The 22,358-nt window shown below is 64.3% G+C and carries 22 protein-coding genes and 1 other RNA gene; 19 read left to right on the forward strand and 4 right to left on the reverse strand.

The window, feature by feature from the left end; all coding sequences use genetic code 11:
- Positions 1-179 precede the first annotated feature (179 nt).
- The 5 genes from petA (at position 180) to BLQ74_RS20335 (ending at position 3,886) form a co-directional block, all read left to right on the forward strand.
- Positions 180-770 (forward strand): ubiquinol-cytochrome c reductase iron-sulfur subunit, encoded by a 591-nt coding sequence (gene petA / locus BLQ74_RS20315; RefSeq protein ID WP_090265640.1) that lies wholly within the window; start codon positions 180-182, stop codon positions 768-770.
- Positions 770-1,981 carry a cytochrome b gene (locus BLQ74_RS20320; RefSeq protein ID WP_090265643.1) on the forward strand — a complete coding sequence of 404 codons (1,212 nt, stop codon included), beginning with the start codon at positions 770-772 and terminating at the stop codon, positions 1,979-1,981. Before petA ends, BLQ74_RS20320 begins: the two co-directional genes overlap by 1 nt.
- The gene (locus BLQ74_RS20325; protein ID WP_090265646.1) at positions 1,981-2,763 is read left to right on the forward strand and encodes a cytochrome c1; all 783 of its coding nucleotides are present in this window, start codon (positions 1,981-1,983) and stop codon (positions 2,761-2,763) included. Before BLQ74_RS20320 ends, BLQ74_RS20325 begins: the two co-directional genes overlap by 1 nt.
- 90 nt (positions 2,764-2,853) lie before the next feature.
- Positions 2,854-3,471: a glutathione S-transferase N-terminal domain-containing protein gene (locus BLQ74_RS20330; protein ID WP_090265648.1), complete on the forward strand. Its 618-nt coding sequence runs from the start codon at positions 2,854-2,856 to the stop codon at positions 3,469-3,471.
- Positions 3,472-3,481: 10 nt separating this feature from the next.
- A complete protein-coding gene (locus tag BLQ74_RS20335; RefSeq protein WP_090265650.1) occupies positions 3,482-3,886 on the forward strand; it encodes a ClpXP protease specificity-enhancing factor in 405 nt (134 codons plus the stop codon).
- 46 nt (positions 3,887-3,932) lie between these two features.
- Here the strand turns inward: BLQ74_RS20335 and BLQ74_RS20340 are convergent, their stop codons facing one another.
- The 4 genes from BLQ74_RS20340 to BLQ74_RS20355 are packed head-to-tail and all read right to left on the reverse strand — an operon-like array spanning position 3,933 to position 7,315.
- Complete coding sequence (locus BLQ74_RS20340; protein ID WP_090265652.1) at positions 3,933-4,511, reverse strand: BON domain-containing protein; 579 nt, start codon at positions 4,509-4,511, stop codon at positions 3,933-3,935.
- Complete coding sequence (locus BLQ74_RS20345; RefSeq protein WP_009617899.1) at positions 4,508-5,101, reverse strand: phosphoheptose isomerase; 594 nt, start codon at positions 5,099-5,101, stop codon at positions 4,508-4,510. The genes BLQ74_RS20340 and BLQ74_RS20345 overlap by 4 nt, the downstream gene beginning before the upstream one ends.
- Before the next feature lie 28 nt (positions 5,102-5,129).
- Positions 5,130-5,507, reverse strand: a complete 378-nt coding sequence (locus BLQ74_RS20350; RefSeq protein ID WP_090265654.1) for a YraN family protein — start codon at positions 5,505-5,507, stop codon at positions 5,130-5,132.
- The gene (locus BLQ74_RS20355; protein ID WP_170842834.1) at positions 5,504-7,315 is read right to left on the reverse strand and encodes a penicillin-binding protein activator; all 1,812 of its coding nucleotides are present in this window, start codon (positions 7,313-7,315) and stop codon (positions 5,504-5,506) included. Before BLQ74_RS20355 ends, BLQ74_RS20350 begins: the two co-directional genes overlap by 4 nt.
- Before the next feature lie 132 nt (positions 7,316-7,447).
- On the opposite strand from BLQ74_RS20355, the gene rsmI reads away from it, so the two are divergent.
- The 14 genes from rsmI to BLQ74_RS20425 all read left to right on the forward strand — a co-directional run bounded on the left by rsmI (position 7,448) and on the right by BLQ74_RS20425 (position 22,358).
- Positions 7,448-8,290 carry a 16S rRNA (cytidine(1402)-2'-O)-methyltransferase gene (gene rsmI / locus BLQ74_RS20360; protein ID WP_090265658.1) on the forward strand — a complete coding sequence of 281 codons (843 nt, stop codon included), beginning with the start codon at positions 7,448-7,450 and terminating at the stop codon, positions 8,288-8,290.
- A 56-nt stretch (positions 8,291-8,346) separates the two neighbouring features.
- Positions 8,347-8,700: RNase P RNA component class A (gene rnpB, locus BLQ74_RS20365), an RNA gene on the forward strand.
- A gap of 305 nt (positions 8,701-9,005) precedes the next feature.
- Entirely contained in the window at positions 9,006-9,461 is a 456-nt protein-coding gene (mraZ, locus tag BLQ74_RS20370; protein ID WP_090265660.1) for a division/cell wall cluster transcriptional repressor MraZ, read from the forward strand.
- Positions 9,462-9,469: 8 nt separating this feature from the next.
- Entirely contained in the window at positions 9,470-10,411 is a 942-nt protein-coding gene (rsmH, locus tag BLQ74_RS20375; protein ID WP_090266015.1) for a 16S rRNA (cytosine(1402)-N(4))-methyltransferase RsmH, read from the forward strand.
- Positions 10,408-10,701, forward strand: coding sequence for a cell division protein FtsL (gene ftsL, locus BLQ74_RS20380; protein ID WP_090265663.1), 294 nt, complete (start codon positions 10,408-10,410; stop codon positions 10,699-10,701). Before rsmH ends, ftsL begins: the two co-directional genes overlap by 4 nt.
- Positions 10,698-12,443, forward strand: coding sequence for a peptidoglycan D,D-transpeptidase FtsI family protein (locus BLQ74_RS20385; RefSeq protein ID WP_090265665.1), 1,746 nt, complete (start codon positions 10,698-10,700; stop codon positions 12,441-12,443). Before ftsL ends, BLQ74_RS20385 begins: the two co-directional genes overlap by 4 nt.
- Positions 12,443-13,906 carry a UDP-N-acetylmuramoyl-L-alanyl-D-glutamate--2,6-diaminopimelate ligase gene (locus tag BLQ74_RS20390; RefSeq protein ID WP_090265668.1) on the forward strand — a complete coding sequence of 488 codons (1,464 nt, stop codon included), beginning with the start codon at positions 12,443-12,445 and terminating at the stop codon, positions 13,904-13,906. Before BLQ74_RS20385 ends, BLQ74_RS20390 begins: the two co-directional genes overlap by 1 nt.
- The gene (locus BLQ74_RS20395; protein WP_090265671.1) at positions 13,899-15,263 is read left to right on the forward strand and encodes a UDP-N-acetylmuramoyl-tripeptide--D-alanyl-D-alanine ligase; all 1,365 of its coding nucleotides are present in this window, start codon (positions 13,899-13,901) and stop codon (positions 15,261-15,263) included. The genes BLQ74_RS20390 and BLQ74_RS20395 overlap by 8 nt, the downstream gene beginning before the upstream one ends.
- Complete coding sequence (gene mraY / locus BLQ74_RS20400; protein ID WP_090265674.1) at positions 15,263-16,345, forward strand: phospho-N-acetylmuramoyl-pentapeptide-transferase; 1,083 nt, start codon at positions 15,263-15,265, stop codon at positions 16,343-16,345. Before BLQ74_RS20395 ends, mraY begins: the two co-directional genes overlap by 1 nt.
- A gap of 13 nt (positions 16,346-16,358) precedes the next feature.
- Positions 16,359-17,705 (forward strand): UDP-N-acetylmuramoyl-L-alanine--D-glutamate ligase, encoded by a 1,347-nt coding sequence (gene murD, locus BLQ74_RS20405; RefSeq protein WP_090265677.1) that lies wholly within the window; start codon positions 16,359-16,361, stop codon positions 17,703-17,705.
- Positions 17,705-18,904: a putative lipid II flippase FtsW gene (gene ftsW / locus BLQ74_RS20410; RefSeq protein ID WP_090265681.1), complete on the forward strand. Its 1,200-nt coding sequence runs from the start codon at positions 17,705-17,707 to the stop codon at positions 18,902-18,904. The genes murD and ftsW overlap by 1 nt, the downstream gene beginning before the upstream one ends.
- Positions 18,894-19,967, forward strand: a complete 1,074-nt coding sequence (gene murG / locus BLQ74_RS20415; RefSeq protein ID WP_090265683.1) for an undecaprenyldiphospho-muramoylpentapeptide beta-N-acetylglucosaminyltransferase — start codon at positions 18,894-18,896, stop codon at positions 19,965-19,967. The genes ftsW and murG overlap by 11 nt, the downstream gene beginning before the upstream one ends.
- A complete protein-coding gene (murC, locus tag BLQ74_RS20420; protein WP_090265685.1) occupies positions 19,960-21,411 on the forward strand; it encodes a UDP-N-acetylmuramate--L-alanine ligase in 1,452 nt (483 codons plus the stop codon). The genes murG and murC overlap by 8 nt, the downstream gene beginning before the upstream one ends.
- Entirely contained in the window at positions 21,411-22,358 is a 948-nt protein-coding gene (locus tag BLQ74_RS20425; RefSeq protein ID WP_090265688.1) for a D-alanine--D-alanine ligase, read from the forward strand. Before murC ends, BLQ74_RS20425 begins: the two co-directional genes overlap by 1 nt.

The following is a 22,358-nucleotide window of genomic DNA, read 5'->3' on the forward strand; positions in this document are numbered from 1 at the left end:
GGCAAGGTGTCGCATGGCTGGGAGGCCCGTCATACGTGGGCTCCAAGGTTTGTGTGATGGCTTATTACCTTGTCAGTTACAGGGCTTTTCTTTACCATTTGGCGAATTTTTCTGCGGCACGAATTTTTACTCAAAAAGCCCGACGCAATAACGGGCTAAAGCTGATGGGAGACGACTGAATGAGTAATGACGGCGTGAATGCAGGCCGGCGTCGCTTCCTCGTCGCGGCCACTTCGGTGGTCGGCGCCGCGGGAGCAGTCGGTGCTGCGGTTCCGTTCGTGGGGTCATGGTTCCCCAGTGCCAAGGCTAAGGCAGCTGGTGCGCCCGTGAAGGTCAATGTCGGCAAGATCGAGCCAGGTCAGCAGGTCATCGCTGAATGGCGCGGCAAGCCGGTGTTCCTTGTCCATCGCACCAAGGAAATGCTGGACGCTCTGCCCACACTCGAAGGACAGTTGGCCGACCCGGAGTCGAAAAGCTCCGAGCAGCCGACCTACGTCGATCCCAAACTGCGCTCGATCAAGCCTGAGCTGGCCGTCATCGTCGGTATCTGCACCCATCTGGGTTGCTCGCCGACGTTCCGTCCTGAAGTCGCTCCCGCTGACCTCGGCCCGGACTGGAAGGGCGGCTACTTCTGCCCCTGCCATGGTTCTCACTACGACCTTGCTGGGCGTGTCTACAAGGGGCAGCCCGCGCCCCTCAATCTGCCGATTCCGCCTTATGCGCTCGATGGTGATGTGCTGACCATCGGTGTGGACCAGGAGAAAGCCTGATGAACAAGTTCATGGCTTGGGTCGATGCCCGCTTCCCCGCGACCAAGATGTGGGAAGACCATCTGAGCAAGTATTACGCGCCGAAGAACTTCAACTTCTGGTACTTCTTCGGTTCCCTGGCGCTGCTGGTGCTGGTCAACCAGATCCTCACCGGTGTCTGGCTGACCATGAGTTTCACCCCGTCGGCGGAAGAAGCCTTCGCCTCCGTCGAATACATCATGCGCGATGTGGACTACGGGTGGATCATCCGCTACATGCACTCCACCGGTGCCTCGGCGTTCTTCATCGTTGTCTACCTGCACATGTTCCGCGGCCTGCTCTATGGTTCCTACCAGAAGCCGCGCGAGCTGGTCTGGCTGTTCGGCATGCTGATCTACCTGGCGCTGATGGCCGAGGCCTTCATGGGCTATCTGCTGCCTTGGGGGCAGATGTCCTACTGGGGCGCCCAGGTGATCATCTCGCTGTTCGGTGCCATTCCGGTGGTCGGTAACGACCTGGCGCAATGGATCCGTGGCGACTTCCTGATCTCCGGCATCACCCTGAACCGCTTCTTCGCCCTGCACGTCATTGCGTTGCCGATCGTGCTGCTGGGCCTGGTCGTGCTGCACATCCTGGCGCTGCACGAAGTCGGTTCGAACAACCCTGATGGCGTGGACATCAAGAAGAAGAAGGACGAGAACGGCAAGCCGCTGGATGGAATTCCTTTCCACCCTTACTACACCGTCAAGGACATCGTCGGCGTGGTGGTCTTCCTGTTCGTCTTCTGCACCGTCATCTTCTTCTTCCCGGAGATGGGTGGGTTCTTCCTCGAGAAGCCCAACTTCGAGATGGCCAACCAGTTCAAGACGCCTCCGCACATTGCTCCCGTGTGGTACTTCACACCCTTCTACGCGATCCTGCGTGCCGTTCCGGACAAGCTCATGGGTGTGGTCGCCATGGGTGCAGCCATCGCGGTGCTGTTCGTCCTGCCGTGGCTGGACCGTAGCCCGGTTCGCTCGATGCGCTACAAGGGCTGGCTGAGCAAGATCTGGCTGGTGATCTTCGCCGTGTCCTTCGTGGTTCTCGGTTACTACGGCGCTCAGGCTCCGTCGCCGCTGGGCACTACGTTGTCCCGTCTGTGCACCATTCTGTATTTCGCTTACTTCATCCTGATGCCGTTCTACACCCGGATGGAGAAGACCAAACCGGTTCCGGAAAGGGTGACTGGCTGATGAAAAAGCAATTCGCAGCATTGATTCTGGCGGTTCTGCCGATATTCGCGTTCGCCAATACTGCCGCTGAGCCTGTACTTGATCGGGTCGATATCGACTTGACCGACAAGGCGGCCATGCAGGATGGCGCTCGTACCTTCGCCAACTATTGCATGGGTTGCCACAGCGCCAAGTTCCAGCGTTATGAGCGTGTAGCCAAGGATCTCGGTATTCCCGAGGACCTCGTGCTGAGCCGTCTGGCATTCACCGGTGCGAAGATCGGTGACCACATGGATATCGGTATGCGGCCGGCCGATGCCAAGGTGTGGTTCGGCGCCCCGCCGCCGGACCTGACCCTGGTCGCTCGCGTGCGTGGCACCGACTGGGTGTATACATACCTGCGTTCCTTCTACGAAGACCCCAAGCGTCCGTGGGGTGTGAACAACGTGGTGTTCCCGAACGTTGGCATGCCTAACGTCCTCGGCAGCCTCCAGGGGCGCCAGGTTATCGGTTGCAAGCAGGTGCAGGTCGTCGAGCATGGCAAGAAGCAGTTCGATCCGCTGACCGGTACTCCGCTGACTCACGAAGCCTGCGATCAGCTGACCGTTCTGCCCAAGACCGGCACGCTGAACGAAGCGCAGTTCGATGAGAAAGTGAAGAACCTGGTAACCTTCCTGGCTTATTCGGCTGACCCGAACAAACTGGAATCCCAGCGTATCGGTGCTTACGTTCTGCTCTATCTGGCCTTCTTCTTCGTGTTCGCCTATCTGCTCAAGCGCGAATACTGGAAGGACGTGCACTAAAGCACTCACAGCTATAGCGTCGAAGCGCGCGCCCTACGGGGCGCGCGCGTTTTTTTACCTCCCTGAAGTCGCGTTGCGAGGAGGCCCGGCATGGCCGCAGTCAATAAGCTTTCCTGTTACTCCGACCCTGCCGATCATTACTGCCACCGGGTGCGCCTGGTTCTGGCGGAAAAGAGCGTGACAGCCGATATCCTCGAAGTCGAAGCGGGACGTTGCCCGCCCAGGCTTGCCGAGGTGAATCCCTACGGCAGTGTGCCGACCCTGGTCGACCGTGATCTGGCGCTGTACGAGTCGACGGTGATCATGGAGTACCTCGACGAGCGTTATCCGCATCCGCCGTTGATGCCGGTATACCCGGTAGCGCGTGCCAATACGCGGTTGCTGATTCATCGTATTCAGCGTGACTGGTGTGTTCTGGTCGATCGTATCCTCGACAGTCGTCAGAAGGATGCTGATCGTGCCTTGGCGCGAAAGGAGTTGCGTGAGAGTCTTACAGGGGTGTCGCCGCTGTTCGCCGAGAAATCCTTCTTTCTCAGCGATGAGCTGAGCCTGGTCGATTGCTGCCTGTTGCCGATTCTTTGGCGCCTGCCCGTGCTGGGCATTGAGCTGCCGCGGCAGGCCAAGCCGTTGCTTGACTACATGGAGAGGCAGTTCGCCCGCGACAGCTTCCAGGCTAGTCTGTCCTCCATTGAACGTGATATGCGCTAAGGAACCCATGATGAACTCCAGTCGACCCTATCTCGTGCGAGCCCTCTATGAGTGGATCGTCGACAACGGCTGTACGCCGCATATCCTGGTGAATTCCGACTATCCGGGGGTGAGGGTGCCGCCGGGCTATGCCAGCGACGGTCAGATCGTGCTCAATGTTTCGCCCTCGGCTGTGCGCCATCTGCAGATGGACAACGAGGCGGTGAGTTTCGAGGGGCGTTTTGGCGGCGTCGCGCAGAGCCTGTACATCCCGTCCCAGGCGGTGATGGCGGTTTACGCTCGGGAGAACGGCCAGGGCATGGTCTTCGATCTGGAGCCGCCGGTGCCGGCGGATGACGAGGAGTTGCAGGAGGACGGTCCGTCCGATGAGCCGCCACGCCCGACCGGGCGGCCCAGCCTGAAAGTGGTCAAATAAAGAAAAAGGCGATCCGAGGATCGCCTTTTTCATGCCTGACGAATACTCAGTCGATGTATTCGAACAAGCGGACGATCCTCTGTACGCCGTCTACGCTCTGCACCACCTGGGTGGCCAGGTCGCCTTCGCGCTTGGTGACCAGGCCCAGCATGTAGACGATGCCATTCTCGGTAACCACCTTGATGCGCGACGAGGGAACGTTGGCGTCGGTGAGCATCTGGGTCTTGATCTTGGTGGTCAACCAGGTGTCATTGCTACGCGCGGCGACGGACGAGGGCTGCAGGATCTGCAGCTCGTTGTGCACGGTTTTTACCTTCTGCACCGTGCGCGCGGCTTGCTCGGCCTTGTTCTTCAGGTCGGCCCGGGGTGTCTGCCCGGCAAGCAGGACGACGCCGTTATAGCTGACGACCACGACGTGCGAATTGCGATCGAGATCCGGGTCGGCCTTGGCGATGTTGACAGCGACTTTGGTCTCGATCAGCGAGTCGTCGATCTTGCTGCCGATGGTTCGCGTGCCGCGGTCATCATCAATGGGTTTTTCGCGGGTTGCGCTGAGGAAGCTACTGCAGCCACCCAGCGCCAGGCTGAGGGTGAGGGTCGCAAGGATCAGCGGGGAACGGGTCATTCTTCACTCCCGAACAGTTGACGGTCGATGAGGTCGCACAGGCAGTGGATCACCAGCAGGTGGACTTCCTGGATGCGCGCGGTGACCTTGGCCGGTACGCGGATCTCGACATCCTCCGGCAGCAGCAGGGATGCCATGCCGCCGCCGTCGCGACCGGTCAGAGCCACCACGACCATTTCGCGGTCATGGGCGGCCTGGATCGCCTGGATGACGTTGGCCGAATTGCCGCTGGTGGAAATGGCCAGCAGCACGTCGCCGGGCTGGCCCAGGGCGCGAATCTGCTTGGAAAAGACTTCGTTGTAGCTGTAGTCGTTGGCGATCGAGGTGATGGTCGAGCTGTCGGTGGTCAGGGCGACGGCCGGCAGGCTCGGGCGCTCGCGCTCGAAGCGGTTGAGCAGTTCGGAGGAGAAGTGCTGGGCATCGCCGGCGGACCCGCCATTACCGCAGCTGAGGATCTTCCCTTCGTTGAGCAGGGCATTGACCATCACCATGCTGGCCTGTTCGATATGCGGAATCAGCACCTCGGTGGCCTGCTGCTTGGTCTCGATGCTGGCATGGAAAAGCTGGCGGATACGGGATTGCATGTCCATCAGGTGTGACCTTTCGTCGGGCGTCTGATCAGGTGTCAAAGGCGTTGGGGATCCAGTTCAATTGCGCGGGCGATTGGCCCGCGGAGGGCTGCACCGCTACTACGTCGAAGCGGCATGGGTGCCGGGACCAGCGGGCTTCCTGTTGCAGAAAATGTTCGGCGGCAGAGATCAGGCGTTGGCGCTTGCGCGCGTCGATGCTTTCCAGGGCTCCGCCCCAGTTCTGATGCCGACGGCAGCGAACTTCGACGAATACTACTGTATCGCCGTCCAGCATGACCAGATCGAGCTCGCCGCGGCGGCAGCGCCAGTTCTGTGTCAGCAGGCGCAACCCTTGGCCTTGCAGATGCTCGAGCGCGAGGAGCTCGGCGCTACGTCCGAGCTCCTGTGCGTCACTGTGCCGGCTCAAATACCGCTGTTCTCCAGCGGCTGAACCTGCCCGTTGCGGAATTCGGCCCAGGGCAGGTGGCGCTCGATGCGCTGGTTCGGCGCCAGGCTCAGGCTGCCGGTGAGGCCGTCCAGTTGCATGCTGGGTACGGCCTTGAGCTCTGGCAGGCGCGGCGCCAGGCGATAGGCGTCGGCACCCATGGCGTAGAGGCGGCCAAGGCTACTGGCGGCTTGCGGCCATTGTGCGACGACCTGCTGGCGCAGGGGGTTGTTGGTTTGCAGCAGCCAGGGCGTTTCGCAGAAGCGAATGCCGTTGAGATCCTGGTCCTGGCCTGGGTTATTGACCCCGGTGTACAGGTTCGAGGTGGCGTAGACCGGCAGGTCGCCGGCGTACTGGAAGGCCAGGGTCGGTTTGATCTGGCGAGCCTGCTGCGGGGTGGCGGCGAGGAAGATGAAGTCGATGTCCTGGCGGCGCGACGGCTGAGTGTCGACATTGCTGTCGAGTACGTTCTGCAGGCGCTTGGCGCGGCCTTCGCTTTGGCGCAGTTGCAGCAGGTCGGCGATCTGTTGCGCCAGTTCTACCGGTTGGTCGACGTGTTCGGCGGCGATCAGGGTGCCACCCTTGGCTTGCCAGTCACGGCTGAACGAGGCCAGAACGCGGTCGCCCCAGTCGCCACGCGGCACCAGCGCTACGGCGCGACGCATGCCGTCACCCCAGGCGCGGCGGGCCACTTCGCGGGCTTCGTCCTCGGCCGACAGGCCGAACTGGAAGAGTTGCGCGGGGCCGGGCTGGCTGCTGTCGCTATAGTTCAGCGCCAGGGTAGTGATCGGCAGTTGCGGGCGGTCGCCGAGTTGTTTTACCAGCGGTTTCTCCAGTGGGCCGACGACCAGTTGCACGCCGTCGGCCTGGGCTTGGCGATAGAAGTCATCCAGCGAGCGCACTTGGCTGCTGTCGTAGAGTTGGATCGCAGGCTGCTGGCCACCCTGCTGGGCTTGGTAATAGGCGGCCATGAAACCGTCCTGGAGGGCACGGGCCACCGACGCCAACTGCCCTTGCTGCGGCAGCAGCAGAGCGATCTTGGTCAGCGGCTGGCCGGCCAGCGACTTGAGCTTCTGCAGGGATTCCGGCAGTTGCTTGGCGGCCGGGTGCTCCGGGTTCTTTTGCCGCCAGCTATCGATATTGGCCTGCTGTTCGTTGAGGGTCGAGGAGGTCTTGACGATGCGCGCCAGTTCCAGCCAGCCGTTCAGGTCGCCTTCGTTGGGGCTGGCTTGCAGTTGCTGGATCGGCAGGCTGGATACCAGGTTCCAGATGGCGTCATGGTTGTTCTTGCTGGCGTCGGCATTGAGCAGCGGGTCGATGAATACGCGCTCGCGGGCGGCGGCAAGGTTCTGGCCGTCGGCGGCCAGCGCCTGGGCCTTGACCAGGCCGCTACGCGCCTGCTGCTCCACGGGGAGTTCACCGAGGTGGCTGAAGCTGGGGTGTTCGAAGGCCTTCAGCGCGGCTTTCGGCTTGTTGCGTGCCAGTGCCAGCTGCGCGGTGAGGGTGTTGGCGAAAATCTGCTGGGCGGGTTTAAGGCTGTCCAGCGGTAGCTGATCGAGGATCTGGCTGGAACGCGCGATGTCCTTTTGCTGGTAGGCCAGGTCTGCCGCCGAGAGTTTCAGCAGAACGGCATCTTCGGGTTTGGCGGTGGAGGCCTGCTCCAGTAGCTGCTCGATGCTGGCGTTAGGGGTGCGCGGCAGTTCGCCGAGATTGGAAGAGGGCGAGCTGGCGCAGGCGGCGAGTAGGCCGGCCAGGCACAGAGCGGAAAGCGGACGCAGTCGAGCGATCATCATCGGGCTTCTCGTGGCGCATTCAAAAAATGAGGCGGCAATTGTACCCAAGCCAGCTTGGAGAGGCGATGGCGGCCGGTTGAAACGGGATACAATGCGGGTTTTTCTGAATCCGGCGATGAGGAGCGACGCGTGTCCCTTGGCACTTTGTATGTGGTGGCGACTCCGATCGGCAACCTTGACGATATCAGCGTCAGGGCGCAGCGCACGCTGCGTGAGGTGGCACTGATCGCCGCCGAGGACACCCGGCACTCGCTGCGCCTGCTGCAGCATTTCGGCATCGAGACACCTCTGGCGGCCTGCCATGAGCACAATGAGCGTGAGCAGGGAGGGCGATTCCTTGCTCGCTTGCAGGCTGGCGAGGACGTCGCGCTGATTTCCGATGCCGGCACACCGTTGATTTCCGATCCGGGCTACCACCTTGTGCGACAGGCGCGTGCCGCTGGGGTTCGAGTGGTGCCGGTTCCCGGTGCGTGCGCGCTGATCGCCGGGCTGTCGGCGGCGGGGCTGCCTTCCGATCGTTTCGTTTTCGAGGGTTTTCTGCCGGCCAAGGTCGCCGGGCGTCGGGCGCGTCTCGAAGCATTGGGCGAGGAGCCGCGGACGCTGATTTTCTACGAGGCGCCGCATCGTTTGCTGGAATGTATCGAGGACATGGCGCTGGTCTTCGGCGAGGGGCGGCAGGCGGTTCTTGCCCGGGAACTGACCAAGACGTTCGAGACAATCAAGGGGCTGCCTCTGGGGGAGCTGCGCGACTGGGTGGCGGCTGACGCCAATCAGCAGCGGGGCGAGTGCGTGCTGCTGCTGGCCGGCTGGCAAGCGCCCGAGGGGGAGGCCGTCAGCGCTGAGGCGCTGCGGGTGCTCGATCTTCTGCTCGCCGAGCTGCCGGTGAAACGCGCGGCGGCCCTGGCGGCGGAAATCACTGGTGTGCGCAAGAACCTGCTCTATCAGGTCGCTTTGGAGCGTAAGGCGGAGTGATGCCGGGAACCCTTGTGCTTGCAGCTTGCAGGCGCTGTCGTTAACCTTGGCGGCGGAGAGTCGATTGGACAGTCGCTGTCGTGTGGTTTTCCACGCGGTGGAGGAAAGTCCGGGCTCCATAGGGCAGAGTGCCAGGTAACGCCTGGGAGGCGCGAGCCTACGGAAAGTGCCACAGAAAATAACCGCCTAAGCGCAACAGCGCCGGTAAGGGTGAAAAGGTGCGGTAAGAGCGCACCGCACGGCTGGCAACAGTGCGTGGCTAGGTAAACCCCACTCGGAGCAAGACCAAATAGGAATCCATTGGCGTGGCCCGCGCTGGATTCGGGTAGGTCGCTTGAGGCGTTCAGTGATGAACGTCCCAGAGGAATGGCTGTCCTCGACAGAACCCGGCTTATAGATCGACTCTCCCCGTTTTCCCCACTTCTTCCCACGATGACCATTTGTCGCGCGACGGAAGAAGGGCAGAACTTAATAAATTGCTTTAAGTAGAAAGCCCAGTGTTTTGAAAACACTGGGCTTTTGCCGTTCTAAGGGGCGTCAAAAACGCTCCGCACCCCTTCAAAGTTGCGCTAAATCTCGGTCCCGTAAGGATTTTTCCCTCTGGCCTCGCCTTGACGGTGGGGAGCGCGCATTTCTATAGTGTACGCAAGTGGTACAAAGTGGGTAAAAGTGGGATCAATTGGCATGGAAAGCCAGCCACAGGGGAAGCGCTGACGTGTTTCGCGGAGCTAACGCCATCAGTCTCGACGCCAAAGGGCGCCTCGCGATGCCGAGTCGGTATCGTGACGAGCTCATGACGCGCTGCGATGGCCAGCTCATTGTCACCATCGATGCTGTCGACCCCTGTCTTACCGTTTATCCCTTGCCCGAGTGGGAAATCATCGAAGCCAAGCTGCGCGAGCTGCCTTCGCTGCGTGAAGAAACGCGGCGCCTGCAGCGTTTGCTGATCGGCAACGCGGTTGATCTGGAGCTGGATGGCAGTGGACGTTTCCTGATCCCGCCGCGCCTTCGCGAGTACGCCAGGCTGGACAAGCGGGCGATGCTCGTCGGCCAGCTGAATAAGTTCCAGTTGTGGGATGAAGATGCATGGAATGCGGTTGCCGAGGCTGACCTCGCAGCCATCAAACAACCCGGCGGTCTGCCGGATGAATTACGCGACCTGATCCTGTGAGCCTGCCTGTGAATGCCACCTACCAACACATCACCGTATTGCTCGAGGAGGCCGTCGAAGCGCTGGCCCCCAAAGCGGGTGGCTGCTATGTGGATGGTACCTTCGGCAGGGGAGGGCACAGCCGGGCCTTGCTCGGCAGGCTGGACCCGGGCGGGCGGCTGCTCGGGTTCGACAAGGATCCCCAGGCGATAGCCACGGGACAAGCACTGGCGGCCGAAGACGGCCGCTTCGTCGTTGTACAACGGTCCTTTGCCGAACTCGGCGACGAGTTGGTCGCTCGCGGTCTGCAAGGCAAGGTGGACGGTGTCCTGCTGGACCTCGGCGTCTCCTCGCCGCAACTGGACGATCCGCAGCGCGGTTTCAGCTTCCTCAATGACGGTCCGCTGGACATGCGCATGGACCCGAGCCGTGGCGTCAGTGCCGCCGAGTGGATCGCCAGCGCCAGCGAAGACGAGATCGCCCGTGTCTTCAAGGATTACGGCGAAGAGCGTTTCGCCAAGCGCATGGCCCGGGCCATCGTGCAGCGCCGCGCGGAGAAGCCGTTCGAGCGCACCGCCGATCTCGCTGCGGTGATCACCGAGGCCAATCCGGCCTGGGAAAAAGGCAAGAACCCGGCGACCCGCGCCTTCCAAGGGTTGCGCATCCACGTCAACAACGAACTGGGCGACCTTGAGGCTGGCCTTGACGCTGCCCTGGAAGGTTTGGCCGTTGGCGGTCGACTGGTGGTGATCAGCTTCCATTCCCTGGAAGACCGCATCGTCAAACAATTCATGCGCAAGCACGCCAAGGGCGAAGCGGACAACCTGCCGCGTGACCTGCCGATCCGTGCCAAGGTCTTCGAGCCGCGTCTGAAACTCATGGGCAAGCCGCAGTACGCCTCCGAGACCGAACTCAAGGCCAACCCGCGCTCGCGCAGCGCGGTCATGCGCGTGGCGGAGAAGCTGCGATGAGCCGCCTGTTCGCCAAGCGCCTGCCCACCGGCAGCTTCTTCATGCTGCTGTTGTTCATCGGCGTGCTGCTCTCAGCCATTTCCGTGGCCTACAGCGCCTACTGGAATCGCCAACTGCTGAACACCCTGTACACCGAGCTGAACGTGCGCGACAAGGCGCAGGCGGAGTACGGCCGGCTGGTTCTCGAACAAAGCACCTGGACCGCCTATAACCGCATCGAGACCCTGGCCACCGACCAGTTGAAGATGCGCGTGCCGGACCCGGCGGAAATCATCATGGTGGCGCCATGAAACACCTGCCCGGCGCTCTCTACCCCTGGCGGTTCCGCGTTGCCATCGGCCTCCTGATGGTGATGGTGGCCGCCATCGTCTGGCGGATCGTCGACCTGCATGTCATTGACCATGACTTCCTGCAGGAGCAGGGCGACGCGCGCAGCGTGCGTTTCATCTCCATTCCCGCTCACCGGGGGCAGATCACCGATCGCAATGGCGAGCCGCTGGCGGTGAGTACGCCGGTTGCCACCCTCTGGGCCAACCCCAAGGAACTGGTGCTCGAACGCGAGAAGTGGCCGATCCTGGCCCATGCCCTGGGGCAGACTAAGGAAGCGCTGAGCGCGCGCCTGGAGCAGGCCGCCGATAAGGAGTTCATCTACCTCATGCGCGGTCTCACCCCGGAGCAGGGCGAGGCAGTGATGGCCGAGGTCAAGGCCAACAAGATTCCCGGCGTCTACTCGATCGAGGAGTTCCGCCGTTTCTACCCGGCGGGCGAGGTCGCCGCCCAAGTGGTTGGCTTCACCGATGTCGACGACCGCGGCCGCGAGGGTGTCGAGCTGTCCTACGACAGTTGGTTGGCCGGTGTGCCGGGCAAGCGCCAGGTGCTCAAGGATCGCCGTGGCCACCTGATCCGTGATCTGCAAGTCACCCGCAACGCCAAGGCCGGCAAGACCCTGGCGCTGTCCATCGACCTACGCCTGCAATACCTGGCCAACCGCGAGCTGCGCAACGCCATCGTCGAGAACGGCGCCAAGGCCGGCAGCCTGGTGATCCTCGATGTGAAGAGTGGCGAAGTGCTGGCGATGGCCAACCAGCCAACCTACAACCCGAACAACCGCCGCGACATGCAGCCGGAGATGATGCGCAACCGCGCCATGATTGACGTCTTCGAGCCGGGTTCGACCATGAAGCCGTTTTCCATGAGCGCCGCGCTGGAAAGCGGGCGCTGGAAGCCCAGCGATACCGTCGAAGTCTATCCCGGCACCCTGCAGATCGGCCGCTACACCATCCGCGACGTGTCCAAGACCGAAGGCCCGGTGCTCGACCTGACGGGCATTCTGATCCGCTCCAGTAACGTCGGCATGAGCAAGGTCGCCTTCGATATCGGCGGCGAAGTCATCTACCAGGTCATGCAGAAGGTCGGCCTGGGCCAGGATACCGGGCTGGGCTTCCCTGGCGAGCGGGTCGGCAACCTGCCGAACTATCGCGAATGGCGCAAGGCCGAAACCGCCACCCTGTCTTATGGCTATGGCCTGTCGGTGACTGCCATCCAGCTGGCCCATGCCTATGCCGCGCTGGCCAACAATGGCCAGACCGTGCCCTTGACCATGGTTCGCGCCGATCGCCTGCCGGCCTCTACCCAGGTGATCCCGGCGCAGGTGGCCAAGACCATGCAGGGCATGCTGCAACAGGTGGTGGAAGCGCCCAACGGCGTTTACCGCGCTCAGGTTCCCGGTTACCACGTCGCTGGCAAATCCGGTACTGCGCGTAAGGCCCAGGTGGGAACCAAGGGCTATGCCGAGAACTCCTATCGCTCGCTGTTCGCCGGCTTCGGTCCGCTGAGCAACCCGCGCTTCGTCATCGTCGTGGTCATCGACGAGCCGAGCAAGGCCGGCTACTTCGGTGGCCTGGTATCGGCGCCGGTGTTCAGCAAGGTCATGTCCGGCACGCTGCGACTGATGAATATTCCGCCGGACAACCTGCAGGCAACCCCGCAGCAACAAGCCGAAGCCGGAGCTGTAAAAGGAGGGCGTGGCTGATGCCGATGAGCCTGAGTCAACTTCTGCCGCGGGCCGAGCAAGGCGTGCTGATCCGCGAGCTGACCCTGGATAGCCGCGCAGTCAAGGCGGGCGATCTGTTCCTGGCGATTCCCGGCGCTCGACACGACGGTCGCGCGCACATCGCCGATGCGCTGGCGCGTGGCGCCGCCGCCGTGGCCTATGAAGCCGAAGGCGCCGGCGCCATGCCGGTCACCGAGGTGCCGCTGGTGCCGATCAAGGGGCTGGCCGGACAGTTGTCGGCGATCGCCGGACGCTTCTATGGCGAGCCGAGCCGTGGCATCGATCTGATTGGCGTGACCGGCACCAATGGCAAGACCAGCGTCAGCCAACTGGTGGCCCAGGCCCTGGATCTGCTCGGCCAGCGTTGCGGCATCGTCGGCACCCTCGGCAGCGGCTTCCATGGCGCACTCGAGAGTGGCCGTCATACCACCCCGGATGCACTGGCACTGCAAGGCACCCTGGCCCATCTGAAACAGTCCGGCGCCCGCGCGGTGGCCATGGAAGTGTCTTCCCATGGCCTGGAGCAGGGGCGGGTGGCGGCGCTGGAGTTCGACGTGGCGGTGTTCACCAACCTGTCGCGCGACCACCTCGACTACCACGGCACCATGGAAGCCTATGGCGCGGCCAAGGCCAAACTGTTCGCCTGGCCGGGGCTGTCCTGCCGGGTCATCAACCTGGACGACGCGTTCGGCCGCCAGTTGGCTGCCGACGCACAGGATTCGCGGCTGTTGAGCTACAGCCTGGAAGACCCGAGCGCCTACCTCTTCTGCCGTGAGGCGCGTTTCAGCGACGCTGGTGTCGAGGCGCAACTGGTCACCCCGCACGGCGAGGGACTGCTGCGTAGCTCGCTGCTCGGCCGTTTCAACCTGAGCAACCTGCTGGCGGTGGTCGGCGCGTTGCTCGGCCTGGACTACCCGCTGGGCGAAATTCTCCGCGTGTTGCCGCAACTGCAAGGGCCGGTCGGCCGCGTGCAGCGCCTGGGTGGCGGCGCCAAACCGCTGGTGGTGGTGGATTACGCGCATACCCCGGATGCCCTGGAGAAGGTGCTGCTGGCACTGCGCCCGCACGTGCACGGCCAACTGCTCTGCCTGTTCGGCTGCGGCGGCGATCGGGACAGTGGCAAGCGTCCGCTGATGGCCCAGGTTGCCGAGCGTTTCGCCGACCGCGTGCTGGTCACCGATGACAACCCGCGCAGCGAAGACAGTGCGCGAATCATCGACGACATTCGTGCCGGTTTCGCCAAGCCCGAGGCCGTGAGCTTCGTTTCCGGACGTGGCGAAGCCATCGCCCGTCTGATCGCCTCTGCCGCGGCCGCCGATGTGGTGCTGCTGGCCGGTAAGGGACACGAGGATTATCAGGAGATCGCCGGCGTTCGCCATCCGTTCTCCGATCTGCAGGAAGCCGCCAAGGCGCTGGCTGCCTGGGGGGAAAAACATGCTTAAGCCGTTGCTGCTCAGTGAAGTCGCCGCACCGCTGAATGGCCGTGTGCTGGGCAAGGACGTTGCCTTCGCCGCGGTCAGTACCGATAGCCGCGCCATCGAGCCGGGACAACTGTTCGTCGCCCTCAGCGGGCCGCGTTTCGATGGGCATGACTATCTGGCCGACGTGGCCGCCAAGGGCGCCGTTGCGGCGCTGGTGCAGCGCGAAGTGGTCGGTGCGCCGCTGCCGCAGCTGCTGGTCAGCGACACGCGCATTGCCCTGGGCCAACTGGGTGCGCTGAACCGCGATGCCTTCGCTGGCAAGGTCGCGGCCGTGACCGGCTCCAGCGGCAAGACCACGGTCAAGGAGATGCTCGCGAGCATTCTGCGCACTCAGGGCGAAGTCCTGGCGACCCGTGGCAACCTGAACAACGACCTGGGCGCTCCGCTGACCCTGCTGCAGATCGGCGCGCAACACCAGAGCGCGGTCATCGAGCTGGGGGCCTCGCGAGTCGGTGAGATCGCCTACACCGTGGGGCTGACGCGTCCGCAGGTGGCGATCATCACCAATGCCGGCACCGCCCACGTCGGCGAGTTCGGTGGCCAGGACAAGATCGTCGAAGCCAAGGGCGAAATCCTCGAAGGGCTGGACCAGGACGGTGTCGCGGTACTCAACCTCGACGACCGCGCCTTCGCCACCTGGAAAGCCCGTGCCGGCGAACGCCGGGTGCTCAGCTTCGGCCTGAAGCAGCCCGGCGCCGATTTCCACGCCCGCGACCTGCAACGCGACCCGCGCGGCTGCGTCGGTTTCAGCCTGGCGGGCGTTGCCGGTGAGGCGCGCATCCAGCTCAACCTGCTGGGCGAGCACAACGTGGCCAATGCGTTGGCCGCCACCGCCGCCGCATATGCCCTGGGCGTGCCGCTGGTCGGTATCGTCGAAGGTCTGCAGAAACTGCAACCGGTCAAAGGCCGCGCCGTAGCCCAACTGGCGACGAACGGCATGCGTGTGATCGATGACAGCTACAACGCCAACCCGGCGTCAATCTGCGCGGCGGTTGATATACTCGCCGGCTTTTCCGGCCGGACCGTCCTGGTCCTCGGGGACATGGGGGAGCTGGGCGCCTGGGCCGAGGCCGCGCACCGTGAGGTGGGCGCCTACGCCGCTGGCAAGGTCAGCGCGCTCTACGCCGTCGGCCCGCTGATGCTCAACGCGGTTCAGGCGTTCGGCGCCGCGGGTCGGCATTTCGCCGACCAGGCCAGCCTGATCGATGCCCTGGCCGGCGAACAACCGACTACCACCATTCTGATCAAGGGTTCCCGCAGCGCGGCGATGGACAAGGTCGTCGCGGCGCTGTGCGCGTCCCCCGAGGAGAAACATTAATGCTGCTGCTGCTCGCCGAGTACCTGCAACAGTTCTATAAGGGCTTCGGCGTCTTCCAGTACCTGACCCTGCGCGGCATTCTCAGCGTGCTGACCGCGCTCGCCCTGTCGCTGTGGCTGGGGCCGTGGATGATTCGTACCCTGCAGATTCGCCAGATCGGCCAGGCCGTGCGCAACGACGGTCCGCAATCGCACCTGTCGAAGAAGGGCACCCCGACCATGGGTGGCGCGCTGATCCTCACCGCCATCGCCATCAGCACGCTGCTGTGGTCCGACTGGTCGAACCGTTACGTCTGGGTGGTGCTGGTGGTGACCCTGCTGTTCGGCGCCATCGGCTGGGTCGACGACTACCGCAAGGTGATCGAGAAGAACTCCCGTGGCCTGCCGAGTCGCTGGAAGTATTTCTGGCAATCGGTGTTCGGCCTGGGCGCCGCGATCTTCCTTTACATGACCGCCGAGACGCCGGTCGAGACCACCCTGATCGTGCCGCTGCTGAAGAACATCGAGATTCCCTTGGGAATCTTCTTCGTGGTGCTGACCTACTTCGTCATCGTCGGTTCGAGCAACGCGGTGAACCTGACCGACGGCCTCGATGGTCTGGCGATCATGCCGACGGTGATGGTCGGCGGCGCGCTGGGCATCTTCTGCTACCTGTCGGGTAACGTGAAGTTCGCCGAATACCTGCTGATCCCCAGCGTTCCGGGGGCCGGCGAACTGATCATCTTCTGCGCCGCCATCGTCGGCGCCGGGCTCGGTTTCCTCTGGTTCAACACCTACCCGGCACAGGTCTTCATGGGCGACGTCGGCGCCCTGGCGCTGGGCGCCGCCCTGGGCACCCTGGCGGTGATCGTCCGCCAGGAGATCGTGCTGTTCATCATGGGTGGCGTGTTCGTCATGGAAACCCTGTCGGTGGTGATCCAGGTCGCCTCCTTCAAGCTGACCGGCAAACGGGTCTTCCGCATGGCGCCGATCCACCACCACTTCGAACTCAAAGGCTGGCCGGAGCCGCGCGTGATCGTGCGCTTCTGGATCATCACGGTGATTCTCGTGCTGATCGGCCTGGCCACGTTGAAACTGCGTTGAGGGCAGAGCGAGCATGAGCCTGATCGCTTCCGATCACTTCCGCATCGTTGTCGGTCTCGGCAAGAGCGGCATGTCCCTGGTGCGCTTCCTGGCGCGCCAGGGCGTGCCTTTCGCCGTTGCCGACACCCGCGAGAACCCGCCGGAACTGGCCACCTTGCGTGCCCAGTACCCGCAGGTGGAAGTGCGTTGCGGTGCGCTCGATGCCGACTTCCTCAGCCGCGCCAGCGAACTCTACGTCAGCCCCGGCCTGTCGTTGCGCACTCCGGCGCTGGCCGAGGCCGCCGCGCGCGGCGTGCGCCTGTCCGGCGATGTCGACCTGTTCGCCCGCCACGCCAAGGCGCCGATCGTCGCCATCACCGGCTCCAACGCCAAGAGCACCGTCACCACCCTGGTTGGCGAGATGGCGGCGGCCGCTGGCAGGCGCGTTGCGGTCGGCGGCAACCTGGGCACCCCGGCGCTGGACCTGCTGGCAGATGACGTCGAGCTGTATGTCCTCGAACTGTCGAGCTTCCAGTTGGAAACCTGCGAGCGCTTGAACGCTGCGGTCGCCACCTGCCTGAACGTCAGCGAAGACCACATGGATCGCTACGACGGCATGGCCGACTACCACCTGGCCAAGCACCGCATCTTCCGCGGCGCCCAGCAAGTGGTGGTGAACCGTGCCGATGCCCTGAGCCGCCCGCTGATCGCGGACTCCGTGCCCTGCTGGACCTTCGGCACCGACAAGCCTGACTTCAAGACCTTCGGCCTGCTCGACGAGGGCGGTGAGAAGTGGCTGGCCTTCCAGTTCGAGCCGCTGATGCCGGTCCGCGAGCTGAAAATCCGCGGCGCGCACAACCAGTCCAATGCGCTGGCGGCGCTGGCCCTGGGGCATGCCGCGGGCCTGCCGTTTGCGCCCATGCTGCAGACCCTGCGCGAATTCGCCGGTCTGGCGCACCGTTGCCAGTGGGTCGGTGAGCGCAACGGCGTGAGCTATTACGACGACTCCAAGGCCACCAACGTCGGCGCCGCTCTGGCCGCCATCGAAGGCCTTGGCGCAGACATCGACGGCAAGCTGGTGCTGCTCGCCGGCGGTGATGGCAAGGGCGCCGATTTCAGTGCCCTGCGCGCGCCGGTGGCGAACTTCTGCCGCGCGGTAGTCTTGCTCGGCCGCGATGCCGAGCTGGTCGCTGCCGCCTTGGGCGATAGCGTGCCCCAGGTACGCGTCAAGACCCTGGACGAGGCCGTGGCCCGGGCCTCCGAACTGGCCCAGCCGGGCGACGCCGTCCTGCTCTCGCCGGCCTGCGCCAGCCTCGACATGTTCAAGAACTTCGAAGAACGCGGTCGCCTGTTCGCCAAGGCCGTGGAGGAGCTCGCCTGATGTTCTCCTTCCTGCGCCCATACCCGTCCCCGCTGATCAGCCGCAACGGCATCGATCTGGACTTCCCCTTGCTCGCCGGTTGCCTGGCGCTGCTCGGCCTGGGTCTGGTGATGGTGACGTCGGCGTCTTCGGAAGTGGCGGCGGCGCAGTCGGGCAACCCGCTGTACTTCTCGGTTCGCCACCTGATCTACCTGGCCATCGGCTTCGTTGCCTGTGGCATGACCATGATGATCCCCATGGAAACGTGGCAGCGCCTGAGCTGGAAACTGCTTGGCGTGGCCTTCGTGATGCTGGTGCTGGTGATCACCCCCGGCCTCGGTCGCGAGGTCAACGGTTCCATGCGCTGGATCGGTTTCGGCCTGTTCAACATCCAGCCTTCGGAAATTGCCAAGGTCTTCGTGGTGATCTTCATGGCCGGCTACCTGGTGCGGCGCCAGCACGAGGTGCGGGAGAGCTGGCTGGGCTTCTTCAAACCCTTCGCCGTGCTCCTGCCTTTCGCCGGCCTGCTGTTGCGCGAGCCGGACTTCGGCGCCACGGTGGTGATGATGGGCGCCGCCGCCGCCATGCTGTTCCTTGGCGGCGTCGGCCTGTTCCGCTTCGGCCTGATGGTGGCCCTGGCCGTCGGGGCTGTGGCCCTGCTGATCTGGACCCAACCGTACCGGATGGCGCGCCTGACCAACTTCAGCGATCCCTGGGCCGACCAGTTTGGCGCCGGCTACCAGTTGAGCCAGGCGCTGATCGCCTTCGGCCGCGGCGGCTGGCTCGGCATGGGACTGGGCAACAGCATCCAGAAGCAGTTCTACCTACCGGAAGCGCACACCGACTTCGTGTTCGCCGTGCTCGCCGAAGAGCTGGGCATCATCGGTGCGCTGGCGACCGTTGGGCTGTTCGTCTTCGTCACCCTGCGCGCGCTGTACATCGGTATCTGGGCCGAGCAGGCCAAGCAGTATTTTTCCGCGTATGTGGCCTATGGCCTGGCCTTCCTCTGGATCGGCCAATTCCTGATCAACGTCGGGGTGAACATCGGCCTGCTGCCGACCAAGGGCCTGACCCTGCCATTCCTCAGCTACGGCGGTTCCTCGCTGGTGATCTGCTGTGGCTGCCTGGGCATGCTGCTGCGCATCGAATGGGAGCGTCGTACTGCCGTGGGCAGCGAAGAATTCGAATTCAGCGAAGAGGACTTTGCCGATGAAAGGTAATGTCCTGATCATGGCTGGCGGCACTGGCGGACATGTCTTCCCGGCGCTGGCCTGCGCCCGCGAGTTCCAGGCGCGCGGCTACAGCGTGCACTGGCTGGGCACGCCGCGCGGCATCGAAAACGACCTGGTGCCCAAGGCCGGTCTGCCGCTGCACCTGATCAACGTCAGCGGTTTGCGCGGCAAGGGCCTGAAGTCGCTGCTGCGTGCGCCTTTCGATCTGTTCAAGTCGCTGCTCCAGGCTCTGCGCGTGATGCGCGAGCTGAAGCCGGTCTGCGTGCTCGGCATGGGCGGCTATGTGACCGGCCCCGGCGGCCTGGCGGCGAAACTCTCCGGCGTGCCCGTGGTGATTCACGAGCAGAACGCCGTGGCCGGTACCGCCAACCGTGCCCTGGCGCCGCTGGCCAAGCGTATCTGCGAGGCCTTCCCGAATACCTTCCCGGCCAGCCGCAAGCGCCTGACCACCGGCAACCCGGTGCGCGCCGAGCTGTTCCTGGGAGAGGCAGTGCGCCAGCCGCTCGATGGGCGCAAGGTGAACCTGCTGGTGCTTGGCGGCAGCCTGGGCGCCGAGCCGTTGAACAAGCTGTTGCCCGAGGCGCTGGCGCTGGTCGACGCCAGCCTGCGTCCGGCGATTCGCCACCAGGCCGGTCGTCAGCATGACGAGGTTACCGCGGAGCGTTATCGCCAGGTGGCAGTCGAAGCCGAGGTCGCGCCTTTCATCAGCGACATGGCGGCTGCTTATGCCTGGGCCGACCTGGTGATCTGCCGCGCCGGAGCGCTGACCGTCAGCGAACTGACCGCGGCCGGCTTGCCGTCCTTCCTGGTGCCGCTGCCCCATGCGATCGACGACCACCAGACCCGCAATGCCGAATTCCTGGTACGGGAGGGCGCTGCCCGCCTGCTGCCGCAAAAGTCTACCGGCGCCGCCGAACTGGCCGCGCAGTTGTCCGAGGTACTGATGCATCCCCAAACCCTGAAGCAGATGGCCGCCGGCGCTCGCCGCCAGGCCATGCCCGAGGCTACCCGCGTGGTGGTCGACGCCTGCCTGGAGGTGGCCCGTGGTTAAAGAGCCCAATGGCATGACCCGTACCATGCGCCGCATCCGCCGCATTCATTTCGTCGGCATCGGCGGCGCCGGCATGTGCGGCATCGCCGAGGTGCTGCTGAACCTCGGATACGAGGTTTCCGGCTCCGACCTGAAAGCCTCCGCCGTGACCGAGCGCCTGGAGAGTTTCGGTGCCCAGATATTCATCGGCCACCGCGCGGAAAACGCCGACGGTGCCGATGTGCTGGTGGTGTCCAGTGCGGTCAACAAGGCCAACCCGGAAGTCGCCGCCGCCCTCGATCGCCGCGTGCCGGTGGTGCCGCGCGCAGAGATGCTCGCCGAACTGATGCGCTACCGCCATGGCATCGCCGTCGCCGGTACCCATGGCAAGACCACCACCACCAGCCTGATCGCTTCGGTATTCGCCGCCGGCGGCCTGGACCCGACCTTCGTCATCGGCGGTCGCCTGAACGCTGCCGGGACCAACGCGCAGTTGGGCACCAGCCGCTACCTGGTGGCCGAGGCCGACGAGAGCGATGCCAGCTTCCTGCACCTGCAGCCGATGGTCGCCGTGGTCACCAACATCGACGCCGACCACATGGGCACCTACGGCGGCGACTTCAACCGCCTCAAGCGCACCTTCGTCGACTTCCTGCACAACCTGCCGTTCTACGGCCTGGCAGTGCTCTGCGTGGACGATCCGGTGGTCCGCGAGATTCTTCCGCAGGTTGCGCGTCCGACCGTGACCTACGGCCTGAGCGAAGACGCCGACGTGCGCGCGATCAACATCCGCCAGGAAGGCATGCGCACCTTCTTCACCGTGCTGCGTCCGGAGCGCGAGCCGCTCGACGTCTCGGTGAACATGCCCGGCCTGCACAACGTGCTGAACTCCCTGGCGACCATCGTCATCGCGACCGACGAAGGCATCTCTGACGAGGCCATCGTTCAGGGGCTGTCCGGCTTCCAGGGCGTCGGCCGGCGTTTCCAGGTCTACGGCGAACTTCAGGTCGATGGCGGCAGCGTGATGCTGGTCGACGACTACGGCCACCACCCGCGCGAAGTGGCCGCGGTGATCAAGGCTGTGCGCGGCGGCTGGCCGGAGCGGCGCCTGGTGATGGTCTACCAGCCGCACCGCTACACCCGCACCCGCGATCTCTACGAAGACTTCGTACAGGTGCTCGGCGAGGCCAACGTGCTGCTGCTGATGGAGGTCTACCCGGCTGGCGAAGAGCCGATACCCGGTGCCGACAGCCGCCAGCTGTGCCGCAGCATCCGCCAGCGTGGCCAGCTCGATCCGATTTACCTGGAGCGCGACGGTGACCTCGCCGCGCTGCTCAAGCCGTTGCTGCGGCCGGGCGACATTCTGCTCTGCCAGGGCGCCGGCGATATCGGCGGGCTGGCTCCGGCACTGATCAAGAACCCGATGTTCGGCGCCGGCGACTCCGACGCCGCGAGGAAGGCGTAATGAGCGACGCACTCAAATCCACTCTCGACCCGCGCGCCTTCGGCCGCGTCGCCGTGCTCTTCGGCGGCAAGAGCGCCGAGCGCGAAGTGTCGCTGAAATCCGGCGGCATGGTTCTGCAGGCCTTGCAGAGCGCCGGGGTGGACGCCTTCGGTATCGACGTCGGCGACGACCTGTTGCAGCGCCTGAGCGCCGAGAAGATCGATCGCGCCTTCATCATCCTCCACGGTCGTGGCGGTGAGGACGGCAGCATGCAGGGCCTGCTGGAAGTGGCGGGCATTCCCTACACCGGCAGCGGCGTGCTGGCATCGGCCCTGGCCATGGACAAGCTGCGCACCAAGCGCGTGTGGCTGAGTCTGGGCCTGCCGACTCCGGCCTACGCCGTGCTGGCCAGCGAAGCGGACTGCCGCAAGGCCGCCGCCGAGCTGGGCTTCCCGCTGATCGTCAAGCCGGCCCATGAAGGCTCCAGCATCGGCATGGCCAAGGTGGATAGCGTGGACGCGCTGATCGCCGCCTGGCGCAGTGCCGCCGAATACGATTCGCAGGTGCTCGTGGAGCAGTGGATCAGTGGTCCCGAGTTCACCGTGGCCATGCTCCGCGGGCAGGTCCTGCCGGCGATCCGCCTGGGCACGCCGCACAGCTTCTACGACTACGACGCCAAGTACCTGGCCAGCGATACCCAGTATCAGATCCCCTGCGGGCTCAGCGCCGACAAGGAGCGCGAGCTGCAGGAACTGACCGCGCGCGCCTGCGAGGCCCTGGGCATCCAGGGCTGGGGCCGCACGGACGTCATGCAGGACGCCGAAGGGCGTTTCTGGCTGCTCGAAGTCAACACCGCACCGGGCATGACCGACCACAGCCTGGTGCCCATGGCCGCGCGCGCGGCCGGCCTGGATTTCCAGCAGCTGGTGCTGGCGATCCTCGCCGACAGCGTCGAGGCAAGGGGGTAA

This window comes from Pseudomonas panipatensis, from assembly GCF_900099785.1.
Classification (GTDB): Bacteria; Pseudomonadota; Gammaproteobacteria; order Pseudomonadales; family Pseudomonadaceae; genus Pseudomonas; species Pseudomonas panipatensis.

Bases quoted from the DNA above. Each gene is read 5' to 3' on its own strand.
- petA (WP_090265640.1), top strand. From the start codon at position 180: ATGAGTAATGACGGCGTGAATGCAGGCCGGCGTCGCTTCCTCGTCGCG.
- BLQ74_RS20320 (WP_090265643.1), top strand. From the start codon at position 770: ATGAACAAGTTCATGGCTTGGGTCGATGCCCGCTTCCCCGCGACCAAG.
- BLQ74_RS20325 (WP_090265646.1), top strand. From the start codon at position 1,981: ATGAAAAAGCAATTCGCAGCATTGATTCTGGCGGTTCTGCCGATATTC.
- BLQ74_RS20330 (WP_090265648.1), top strand. From the start codon at position 2,854: ATGGCCGCAGTCAATAAGCTTTCCTGTTACTCCGACCCTGCCGATCAT.
- BLQ74_RS20335 (WP_090265650.1), top strand. From the start codon at position 3,482: ATGAACTCCAGTCGACCCTATCTCGTGCGAGCCCTCTATGAGTGGATC.
- BLQ74_RS20340 (WP_090265652.1), bottom strand. From the start codon at position 4,511: ATGACCCGTTCCCCGCTGATCCTTGCGACCCTCACCCTCAGCCTGGCG.
- BLQ74_RS20345 (WP_009617899.1), bottom strand. From the start codon at position 5,101: ATGGACATGCAATCCCGTATCCGCCAGCTTTTCCATGCCAGCATCGAG.
- BLQ74_RS20355 (WP_170842834.1), bottom strand. From the start codon at position 7,315: ATGATCGCTCGACTGCGTCCGCTTTCCGCTCTGTGCCTGGCCGGCCTA.
- ftsL (WP_090265663.1), top strand. From the start codon at position 10,408: ATGAGCCGCCTGTTCGCCAAGCGCCTGCCCACCGGCAGCTTCTTCATG.
- BLQ74_RS20385 (WP_090265665.1), top strand. From the start codon at position 10,698: ATGAAACACCTGCCCGGCGCTCTCTACCCCTGGCGGTTCCGCGTTGCC.
- BLQ74_RS20390 (WP_090265668.1), top strand. From the start codon at position 12,443: ATGCCGATGAGCCTGAGTCAACTTCTGCCGCGGGCCGAGCAAGGCGTG.
- BLQ74_RS20395 (WP_090265671.1), top strand. From the start codon at position 13,899: ATGCTTAAGCCGTTGCTGCTCAGTGAAGTCGCCGCACCGCTGAATGGC.
- mraY (WP_090265674.1), top strand. From the start codon at position 15,263: ATGCTGCTGCTGCTCGCCGAGTACCTGCAACAGTTCTATAAGGGCTTC.
- murD (WP_090265677.1), top strand. From the start codon at position 16,359: ATGAGCCTGATCGCTTCCGATCACTTCCGCATCGTTGTCGGTCTCGGC.
- ftsW (WP_090265681.1), top strand. From the start codon at position 17,705: ATGTTCTCCTTCCTGCGCCCATACCCGTCCCCGCTGATCAGCCGCAAC.
- murG (WP_090265683.1), top strand. From the start codon at position 18,894: ATGAAAGGTAATGTCCTGATCATGGCTGGCGGCACTGGCGGACATGTC.
- BLQ74_RS20425 (WP_090265688.1), top strand. From the start codon at position 21,411: ATGAGCGACGCACTCAAATCCACTCTCGACCCGCGCGCCTTCGGCCGC.